General features: G+C 73.3%; 9 protein-coding genes. 2 read left to right on the top strand and 7 right to left on the bottom strand.

Going from position 1 to position 9,102, the window contains the following annotated elements:
* Positions 1-22: 22 nt before the first annotated feature.
* The 5 genes from Mam01_RS15525 to Mam01_RS15505 are packed head-to-tail and all read right to left on the bottom strand — an operon-like array spanning position 23 to position 4,677.
* Complete coding sequence (locus tag Mam01_RS15525; RefSeq protein WP_204286028.1) at positions 23-706, bottom strand: class II aldolase/adducin family protein; 684 nt, start codon at positions 704-706, stop codon at positions 23-25.
* A gap of 26 nt (positions 707-732) precedes the next feature.
* Entirely contained in the window at positions 733-1,548 is an 816-nt protein-coding gene (locus Mam01_RS15520) for an ABC transporter permease (protein WP_204286027.1), read from the bottom strand.
* 13 nt (positions 1,549-1,561) lie between these two features.
* Positions 1,562-2,431 (bottom strand): ABC transporter ATP-binding protein, encoded by an 870-nt coding sequence (locus Mam01_RS15515; protein WP_239101324.1) that lies wholly within the window; start codon positions 2,429-2,431, stop codon positions 1,562-1,564.
* 37 nt (positions 2,432-2,468) lie between these two features.
* The gene (locus Mam01_RS15510) at positions 2,469-3,566 is read right to left on the bottom strand and encodes an ABC transporter substrate-binding protein (RefSeq protein ID WP_204286026.1); all 1,098 of its coding nucleotides are present in this window, start codon (positions 3,564-3,566) and stop codon (positions 2,469-2,471) included.
* A gap of 16 nt (positions 3,567-3,582) precedes the next feature.
* Entirely contained in the window at positions 3,583-4,677 is a 1,095-nt protein-coding gene (locus Mam01_RS15505) for an ABC transporter substrate-binding protein (RefSeq protein ID WP_204286025.1), read from the bottom strand.
* A gap of 228 nt (positions 4,678-4,905) precedes the next feature.
* Between Mam01_RS15505 and Mam01_RS15500 the strand changes: the two genes are divergently transcribed.
* Positions 4,906-5,337 carry an SRPBCC family protein gene (locus Mam01_RS15500; protein ID WP_204286024.1) on the top strand — a complete coding sequence of 144 codons (432 nt, stop codon included), beginning with the start codon at positions 4,906-4,908 and terminating at the stop codon, positions 5,335-5,337.
* An 87-nt stretch (positions 5,338-5,424) separates the two neighbouring features.
* Here the strand turns inward: Mam01_RS15500 and sigJ are convergent, their stop codons facing one another.
* Positions 5,425-6,309, bottom strand: a complete 885-nt coding sequence (gene sigJ, locus Mam01_RS15495) for an RNA polymerase sigma factor SigJ (protein WP_204286023.1) — start codon at positions 6,307-6,309, stop codon at positions 5,425-5,427.
* 113 nt (positions 6,310-6,422) lie between these two features.
* Here sigJ and Mam01_RS15490 point away from each other — a divergent pair, with 113 nt between their 5' ends.
* Positions 6,423-7,235, top strand: a complete 813-nt coding sequence (locus Mam01_RS15490; RefSeq protein WP_204286022.1) for an SDR family oxidoreductase — start codon at positions 6,423-6,425, stop codon at positions 7,233-7,235.
* A gap of 18 nt (positions 7,236-7,253) precedes the next feature.
* Here the strand turns inward: Mam01_RS15490 and Mam01_RS15485 are convergent, their stop codons facing one another.
* A complete protein-coding gene (locus Mam01_RS15485; protein ID WP_204286021.1) occupies positions 7,254-9,098 on the bottom strand; it encodes an ABC transporter ATP-binding protein in 1,845 nt (614 codons plus the stop codon).
* Positions 9,099-9,102: the final 4 nt, after the last annotated feature.

Raw genomic sequence — 9,102 nt, 5'->3', positions numbered from 1 at the left:
CTCCGGCTCGTCGTGCTCCGGTTCATCGGACGATCGGCTTCGAGCCGCCCAGGGGGACGGCGAGGATCTCCAGGGCCGCCGCCTCCTCGATCGTGGCGACCAGCCGCGCCGTGCTCAGCGGGCCGTCGTCGAAGGCGAGCAGCCCGTGGTTGGCCAGCAGCACGGCCCTGGTCTCCGGGTGCTGTCCGAGGAGCGCGGTGATCGAGGCGCCGAGGTCTCCGTTGTTGCGTGTGCGGTACGGCGCGCAGGGGATGTCCACCGTCTGCCCGCGGTTGACCAGCGGCTCGTAGTTCGGCGGGATGGGCCGGTGCGCCAGGGCGAACGCGGTGGCGTGGAGCGAGTGCGTGTGGATGACCGCGTTCACGCCGGGGCGGGCGTAGGCCAGGGTGTGCATCTGGAGGACCTGCCGCACGCCGGGGCCGAGCCTCCCGGCGACCAGGTCGCCGTCCAGCGTCACCACGCCGAAGTCCTGCTCGGAGATGTCGGCGGGCAGGCCCTTGGCGTTGATCAGCACGTGCCCCGGGGAGCCCGGGAGCCGGACGCTGGCGTTGGCCGAGTAGGGGTTGCGCAGCGCGCCGAGCTGGTGCAGCAGGTGCACGGCCTTGATCAGGTCGGCGCGCACGGCCGCGTCGGCGCCGGTCAGCACGAGCTCTCCGGCGGTGAGCCAGCCGTCCTCCCGGACGGGGCTCGTCAGTGTCGACGTCATGGATCTTCTTTCTTCTGTCGTGGACTTCAGTCCTGGTGGCGGGTGGCGCCGAAGTGCCAGTGCAGGATCCGTCTCTCGACGAACAGGAACGCGAAGTTGAGGACGTAGCCGAGCATCGCGATCGTCACCGCGCCGACGATCAGGTCGGTGACCAGGAAGCTCTGCTGCTGGATCATCAGGAGGTGGCCGAGCCCGTCGTTCCCGGCGATCATCCCGACCACCACCGAGATGACCAGCGACGCGGCGAGCGCCGAACGGAGGCCGACGAAGATGCCCGGCGCGGCGGCCGGGATCACGACCTCGGTCATGGTCTGCCGCCAGGTCAGCCCGAACGTGCGGGCGGTGTCCATCATCGTGCGCGGGGTGGAGCCCGCCCCGGAGTACGCGTTCAGCAGGATGTGGAAGAACGCGGCCAGCGCGACCACGCTGATCTTCATCGCGTCGTCGATTCCGAGATAGAGGATGAGCAGCGGGATCACCGCCGAGATCGGCATCGGCCGCAGCAGTTCGAGCGGGGGCTCGACCAGCACGTAGACGAACCGCACGCGGGCCATGAGCACGCCGACGACCACCGCGAGCACAGCGGCGACGGCGTACCCGATCAGCATCGTGCGCAGTGTCTGCAGGATCGCGGCCGGCAGCGGCCCGCCGATGATCTCACTCCACCACTTGGCGGCGACGTCGGTCACGGTGGCGTACCTGGGCGACGGGTGGGTGGAGGCGTAGCGCTGCCAGGCGAGCAGGGCGCCGGCGAAGACGAGCCAGCCGAAGATCCTGCTGCGCAGCGCGCGCGGCACGCGGCCCGCCCGCCGGGGTGTCGTCACAGTGGAGTTCGTGGCCATCGGCCGCGTCCTTTCAGTCCAGGACCAGGTTCAGCAGGTCGCGCCGGTGCCGGAGGAAGTCCGGCAGTTCCCGGGTGGTCACCTGCTCGCGCGGGCGGGGCAGGTCCGTACGCACGTCCGCGAGCACGCCGTGGCCCTCGGGGTGCAGCACCACGACCCGGTCGGCGAGGTAGACGGCCTCGTCGATGTCGTGGGTGACGAACACCACGGTCACCCCGGCCTCGGCCCAGGCGCGCAGGATCACGTCCTGCAGCGTGGCCCGGCTCAGCGCGTCCACGCCGCTGAACGCCTCGTCCATCAGCAGCAGCCGGGGTCCGGCGGCCAGCGCCCGGGCGATGGCCGCCCGCTGCTGCATCCCGCCGGACAGTTCCCAGGGATAGCGGTCGGCCGCGTGGCCGAGACCGACCAGGTCGAGATAGTGCGCGACCAGCGCGTCGTGGTCTCCCGCCGGGGCCGCGTACGCGTGCCGCAGGCCGAACCGGACATTGCCCGCCACGGTCTTCCACGGCAGCAGGGACTGCGCGTAGTCCTGGAAGACGCAGCGCGCCTGCCGCGGCGGCCCGTCGATCGGCTCCCCCGCGACCCGGATCTCCCCCGCCGACGCGGGGAGCAGCCCGCTGAGCAACCGCAGCAGCGTGGACTTTCCACAGCCGGAACGGCCGACCACGGCGACGAACTCCCCCGCGCCGATGCGCAGGGACAGGTCGCGCAGCGCGGTGACCTCGCGCCGCCGGCCGCGGTAGGTCATCCTGACGTCCTCCGCCTCCAGCAGGGGCGCGGGACGTCCGGCGCCTCCGGGCGGGGACGCGACCGACGCCGCCGATATCGCCGCCGATATCGCCGCCGAGGCCGTCGATGCCGTCGATGCCACTGATGTCGCCATCCGAAGAGCTCCCAGCGTTCGTGGTGGAGTCAGGGGGTCAGGGGGTGGCGGCCGTGGCAGTGGGCCACAGGTGGGGCGTGAGGTCGATCGCCTTCTTCAGCGCGCCGTACCGCGCGCCGATCTCGATCCACTTGTTCTCCGCCGCCACGTCGAACGGGCCGCGCAACTCGCCGCTGGTCGCCGCCGAGGCCTTCTGCAGGGCGCCCGGATACTTGGACTCCAGCTTCCCGACGTCGGCGCCGCCGTACTTGACCAGCAGGGTGTTCTGCTCCAGCGGGGCGACCGACTGGAAGGCGGCCACCCCCTGCCGGACGGCCCGCACGAAACGCTTGATCAGGTCGGGGTGGGCCTCGGCGTACACGCGCTGCGCGCCGTAGCCGGAGGTCGCCGCGCCTTCCGGGACGCCGGAGTCGAACGCGCCCGCCACCGTCAGGCCGTACTGTGCCTGCCAGGCGGTGACGTACGCCCCGCTGGTGGCCGCCGCGTCGAGCGTGCCCTGGGCGACCAGCCCGCCGGAGGTGGTGCGGTCCTGCACCGTCGTGTACTTCGGCCCGTTCGGGTCGAGCCCCTGGTCCTCCAGCCACTTCTTGATCTGTACGGTGGTCAGCGCCTGCGCCGGGACGCCGAGCTTCCGGCCGGCCAGGTCCTTCGCGGAGGTGATGCCGCTGCCGGGCTTGGCCACGATGACGTTGACCGGCTGACCGGGCTTCAGGGCGTTGGCCGGGTTGATGATCGTCAGCTTGAACCCCTGCTGGATGGCGGAGGTCCAGGCGAAGATGTCGGCCCAGGCGATGTCGATGGACCCGCCCTCGGTCGCCGCCACCAGCGCGGGACCGCCGCTGAGGGTCACGAGCTCGACCTTGATGCGCTCCTTGGCGAAGAACCCGTTCTCGATCGCGGAGTACACGCCGGGCGGCGATCCGGCGATGACGCCGACGCGGACGGTGTCGACTCCCTGTCCGGAGCCCTGTCCAGAGCCCTGCCCGGTCTCGGACGACGCCGCGGGGCCGCCGCAGGCGGCCAGCAGCGCGCCGAGGGCGGCGAGCGCCGCCGGGAACAGGAGGCGGCGGACGGATGCACGTCCGGCGGGGCGGGCCGCGGAGCCGGGGCCGCCGGGCGTGGGTGTGCTGATCACTGCATGGCCTTTCGGGTCAGTGCCGCCGGGAGACGCGCTCGTACGCGATCCGCAGCGGTTCGGGGTCGATCCAGGAGTCGAGGTCGAAGTCGGCGCTCAGGAAGCCGTGGCGCTGGAGGAACGCCTTCTGGATCCGCAGCAGGCCGACGCGCTCGTCGTCCAGCGTGGGGTGCAGGGTGCGGTGGAACCCCTCGCGGTAGGCGAGGAGCACCCCGTCGGCGCCGGAGCCGGTCTCGGCGGCCAGGACCTCGCGGACGCCCTCCAGGTTGTCGGCCGCCCAGTCGGCCGCGCGCAGCGACTGGACCAGGAACTCGACGACGAGTTCGGGCCGCGACCGCAGCAGGTCCTCGTGCACGGTGATCGGCCGCGGGGTGCCGTTGTTCACCCTGGAGCGCCGCGTGGGCAGCGCGTCCAGGTCGATGCCGACCACGGCCCCGCGGAGGCGGGCCTCCTCCAGCGCCGCGGCGCCCTTGGCGTACACCGCGTCGACGCGGCCGGCGACGAGCGCGTCCAGTTCGGGGAAGCGCGGCGCGGCCCGCTCGGCGCGGACGCGCCCGGGAGGCACCACCGGGTCGAGCGGTAGCTCGACGAAGTCGACGTCGTCCAGCGACAGGCCGGCGACGTCGAGCGCACCCTTGAACCCGTGCAGGGCCATGGCGCGGGCCATGCTGGTGTCTCTGGTCGCGGCCCAGCCGGGCACCGCGATCCGTGCGCCGCGCAGGGCGGCCGGCGAGGTGATCGCGGAGTCCCCGCGGACCACGATCGACTGTCCCTCGTCGATCCAGGTGAGCCCGATCAGCCGCGTCCTGGCACCCTCGGCGCGGGCCGCGATGGCGGGGACATTTCCCCCTTCGCGGATCAGCCCCACGAGGTCGTGGTCGTAGTGGTGCCTGGCGATCTCGAGCGGCGCGTCCTGCAGGACCCCGATGTCGACGCCCAGGTCCGCGTAGCGGCCGGCCAGCCGGCCGAGCGCGTGGGCCAGCCCACTGGCGGTCGGGACCGGACAGCGGGTGAACCAGAGGGTCTCTACGGACGGGACCGTGGACAACGGGGTCTCGGTGACGGTCTCGGTGACGGTCTCGGTGGCGGTCGCGGGCGTGGTCGTGGGCATGGTGCGCCCCTTCCCGCACTGCTCGCCTCAGGGGCGGCAGGCATTTCCTAGTAACTCTGCCGGAATACTAGGTTATGTGGGACGATCTAGGCAAGCCACCGCAAAAACGACAGCCTGGCCTAGGCCGGACACTCAGGGATGCGATCGCCGCCGGAAGGTCCGCGATGCGATGATTCACCCCACTCGCGGGCCCTGCCGCGGCCCCGGGGAGAAGGAGCGACAGCCGCCATGTGGTTCGAGACCGGCGCCGACATCGACGCACCTCGGGAACGGGTCTGGCAGGTCCTGACGGACGTCGTCAGGTGGCCGGAGTTCATCCCCACCATGACCAGGGTCACCTACGCCGGTGACGGCCCGCTGGGGCCCGGCGTCCGCGTACGGATCAAGCAGCCCGCGCTTCCCCCGATGGTCTGGGAGGTGACGGAGTTCACCGACGGCGCGTCCTTCACGTGGCGGGCGGCGAGCGGAGGCGTCGTCACGGTCGCGACCCATGTGCTCACGCCACTGCCGGACGGCGGGGTGTCGCTCCTTCTCACGCTCGGCCAGTCGGGCTCGCTGGCGCCGCTGGTCGGCCTGCTCACCGGCGGACGCACCCGCCGGTACGTCCGCACCGAGGCGGAGAGCCTCAAGCGCCACTCTGAGGCCGCCCCCGGCCACTGAGCCGACACCTGCCTGCACCTGCCTGCACCTGCCTGCACCTGCCGGGACGACCACCGCCGCCCGCTCGACGGCGGCCGGTGGCGGCGCTCAGTCGCCGAGGACGGTGAGGTCGAGCCGCGCCAGGCGGCCGGGGTCGGAGAGCACGTCGATGGCGGCGATCCTCCCGTCGGTGACGGTGAAGGCCATGACGGACAGCGGCCGGCCGTTCGCCACGACGACGACTCCGGCGGCCCCGTTGACCAGGGCCGGCCGCGCGTACGGCGAGAGCGAGCCGAAGGTGACCGCCTGCGCCGCCACGGCCCGCGCCCCGGTGACGACGGTGCTGTGGCGGGCCCGCGCGACGCCGCCGTCGGACCGCAGCACGACGTCGGGGGCGAGCACGGCGACAAGCCCGTCGAAGTCGCCGTCGCGGGCGGCGGCCAGGAACGCCTCGACGACCGCGCGCTGCCGGGCGAGGTCGGGGTCGGGAGCCGGGGCCTGTCCCCGTACGCGCCGCCGGGCACGGCTCGCCAGTTGCCGCGCGGCGGCCGGGGAGCGGTCGATCATCGGGGCGATGTCCTCGAAGGGCACGGCGAACATGTCGTGGAGCACGAACGCGAGCCGCTCGGCCGGCGAGAGCGTTTCGAGCACCACCAGCAGCGCCAGCCCGACCGAGTCGGCCAGCACCGCCTCGTGCTCGGGGTCGGCCCCGGACTCGGGATCGATGACCGGGTCGGGCACGCGCACCCCGAGGTGCTCCTCCCGCCGCTGCTCGCGGGAGCGCAGCACGTTCAGGCAGACCCGCGCCACCACCGTCGTGAGCCACGCGCCGAGGTTCTCCACGCCGCCCGCGCCGGCGCGGCTGACCCGCAGCCAGGCGTCCTGCACGGCGTCGTCGGCCTCGCTCATCGAGCCGAGCATCCGGTAGGCCACCGCCCGCAGCCGGGTGCGGTGCTCCTCGAAACGCTCCGTCAGCCACTCTCGCTCGTCCACCGCCGTCACATTCCTCTCTCGCCCGGTGTCCCCCATAGGTAGACCCCCCATCTGTAGACCCGGAGCGCCCGGCCGATGTGACCAGGGCTCCCGGACCTGAGGAGTTGACCATCATGACCTCGCTCACCCTGGTCACCGGAGGCACCGGCACGCTCGGGCGGCTCGTCGTGCCGCTGCTGCGGGACGCGGGCCGCCGGGTGCGCGTGCTCAGCAGAGGCGGGCACGCGCCACAGGAGGGTGCCCAGTTCGTGACCGGCGTCGAGTTCGTGACCGGCGACGTGTCGACCGGCGAGGGGCTCGACGCCGCCGTGAAGGGCGCCGGCACCATCGTGCACTGTGCGGGCAGCGCCAAGGGCGATGAGGTCAAGGCCCGCAACCTGGTGCGGGCGGCGTCCCGCGCGGACGGGCCGCACCTCGTGTTCGTCTCGGTCGTCGGCGCCGACCGCGTCCCCGTCGTCAGCGGCGTCGACCGGGCGATGTTCGGCTACTTCGCCGCCAAGCGGGAGGCCGAACGGGTCGTCGCCGGCTGCGGGCTGCCCTGGACCACCCTGCGCGCCACCCAGTTCCACGACTGGATCTGGACGACCCTGGGCCAGATGGCCGCGGTCCCGCTGCCGGTGCTGCCGACCTGGGCCGGCGTACGGTTCCAGCCGGTCGACGCGGGCGAGGTGGCGGCCCGGCTCGCGGCGCTGGCCCTCGGCGCGCCGGCCGGTCTGGTGCCCGACCTCGCCGGGCCGCGGGTGTATCCGATGGAGGACCTCGCCCGCGACTACCTGAGGGCCGGCGGCAGGCGCCGGCTCGTCACGCCGATGCCGGCTCCCGGCCGGGCCGCCCGCGCGTTCCGGGCCGGCGCGAACCTGCCCCTGGACGGCGCCGATCTGGGCGGGCGGACCTGGGAGGAGTTCCTGGCCGGGCGGGCGAGGTGACGCGGCGCGCGTGTCCCGTCACGTGTCGGCCGGCGCGCCGAGGGCGGTGGGCCGGGCGAGCTGGAAGTCGGCCGCCTGGCGGGTGAACAGGCGGGCGTACTCTCCGCCCAGCGCCATCAGTTCGTCGTGGGTGCCCTGCTCGGCCACCCGGCCGTCGGCGAGGACGACGATGTGGTCCGCGCCGCGCACGGTGTTGAGGCGGTGCGAGATGAGCAGGCTCGTACGGCCGGCGCGCAGGTCGCGCAGCCGCCGGTGGACGGCGTGCTCGGCCTCGGGGTCGAGCCCCGAGCTGGGCTCGTCGAGGATGAGCAGGTCGGCGGTGTCCGCGCGGAGGAGGGCGCGGGCGAGCGCGACCCGCTGCCACTGCCCGCCGGACAGGAGCACGCCCTGGCCGGGGTCCTCGTCCGGCTCGGCGGCGAAGAACCGGGACAGGATGGTGTCGTAGCCGCGGGGCAGGCCGGCGAGCGTGTCGTGGATGCCCGCCCGGCGGGCCGCCTCGTGGAGGCGTTCCGGCCGGTCGAGGGAGCCGACGTCACCGACGGCGACGTTCTCCGCCGCGGTGAGGTCGTAGGCCATGTAGTCCTGGAACACGGCCCCGATCCGGCGGCGCAGGTCGTCGACCCGCAGGTCCCGCACGTCGTCGCCGTCCCAGCGGACGCTGCCGCGCTCGGGGTCGTACAGGCGGCACAGCAGCTTGACGACGGTGCTCTTGCCCGCGCCGTTCAGGCCGACCAGGGCCACGCTCCGGCCGTACGGGATGGTCAGGTCCAGGCCGCGGAGCACGTAGGGATGGTCAGGGTCGTACCGGAACCACACGTCGCGGAGCTCGATGCCGCGCCGCAGCGGTCGTACGGCGCCGGTGGTCGCGGGCTCCGGCAGGTCGGGCCCGACCGTGACGACGTGGGCGTAGTGACCGGCCAGGATGAGCGCCTCGTTCAGCTGGGCCAGCTGGAGCACCATGCCGGACAGGGCGGACTGGCTGCCCGCCAGGGCGGCGGTGAGGACGGCCAGGTCGCCGACGCCCGCCTCGCCCGACGCTATCCGGGAGACCATCGCGATCAGCGCGCCGCCCGCGATCACCGTGCTGAGGACGGTCAGCGCCCCGTTGTAGCGGACGGCGGTCAGGTCCACCCGGCGTTCCGCCCGCTGGATGGAGCCCAGCTCGCCCAGCATGCGCCCGCGCAGGAAGCCGCCGATGCCGAACAACCTGATCTCCTTGGCGGCCTGCAGGTCGAGCATCAGCATCTGGTAGAAGATCCTGCGGCGGTCCGCGGGAGCCGTCTCCCCCTGAAGGTGTGCGCGGTGACGGCTGAGCCGGAGCTGGATGAGCACTTCCGGCACGATGGCCGCCGCCACGACGGCGGCCAGCGGCGCGCTGAGCGTGGCGAGCGCGCCGAGGAGCCCGGTGATGGTGACACCGCCGCGGACCAGTCCGAGAGCCGACTCGGTGATGAGCTGCGGGGTGGTCTGCGCGGACCGCTGGGCCATCTGGAGCCGGTCGTGGAACCGCGGGTTCTCCAGCCTGGTCAGCCCCTGCATGCGGCACACCGCGCCGAACAGCTCGCCGCTGGTGTGCCGGACGATGCGGCGCTGCTGTTCCCGCTGGATGTAACCAGAAAGATGGGGCAGCAGCGCGGTCAGGGCTCCGGCCACCGCCAGCGCGACGGCCGGCGGTGTCGTCGACGGTCCCGCACCGGTGGTCAGGCGGTCGATCAGGAGTTTGCTGAGCCAGGCGATCGCGACGGGGGCGGCACCGTTCAGGACCGCCATGGCGAGCTGGGACAGGGCGAGCACGGGTCCGGCGCGCCAGACGAGCGCCAGGACGAGCCGCAGCGGCCCGAGCCGTGACGTCACCCCGTTCATCGGG

Source organism: Microbispora amethystogenes, assembly GCF_016863015.1.
GTDB classification, from domain to species: domain Bacteria; phylum Actinomycetota; class Actinomycetes; order Streptosporangiales; family Streptosporangiaceae; genus Microbispora; species Microbispora amethystogenes.
Note: the sequence above shows the minus strand (reverse complement) of the source record. Positions and strands in the feature narration are given on the sequence as shown.

Bases quoted from the DNA above. Each gene is read 5' to 3' on its own strand.
- Mam01_RS15525 (WP_204286028.1), bottom strand. From the start codon at position 706: ATGACGTCGACACTGACGAGCCCCGTCCGGGAGGACGGCTGGCTCACC.
- Mam01_RS15520 (WP_204286027.1), bottom strand. From the start codon at position 1,548: ATGGCCACGAACTCCACTGTGACGACACCCCGGCGGGCGGGCCGCGTG.
- Mam01_RS15515 (WP_239101324.1), bottom strand. From the start codon at position 2,431: ATGGCGACATCAGTGGCATCGACGGCATCGACGGCCTCGGCGGCGATA.
- Mam01_RS15505 (WP_204286025.1), bottom strand. From the start codon at position 4,677: ATGCCCACGACCACGCCCGCGACCGCCACCGAGACCGTCACCGAGACC.
- Mam01_RS15500 (WP_204286024.1), top strand. From the start codon at position 4,906: ATGTGGTTCGAGACCGGCGCCGACATCGACGCACCTCGGGAACGGGTC.
- Mam01_RS15490 (WP_204286022.1), top strand. From the start codon at position 6,423: ATGACCTCGCTCACCCTGGTCACCGGAGGCACCGGCACGCTCGGGCGG.
- Mam01_RS15485 (WP_204286021.1), bottom strand. From the start codon at position 9,098: ATGAACGGGGTGACGTCACGGCTCGGGCCGCTGCGGCTCGTCCTGGCG.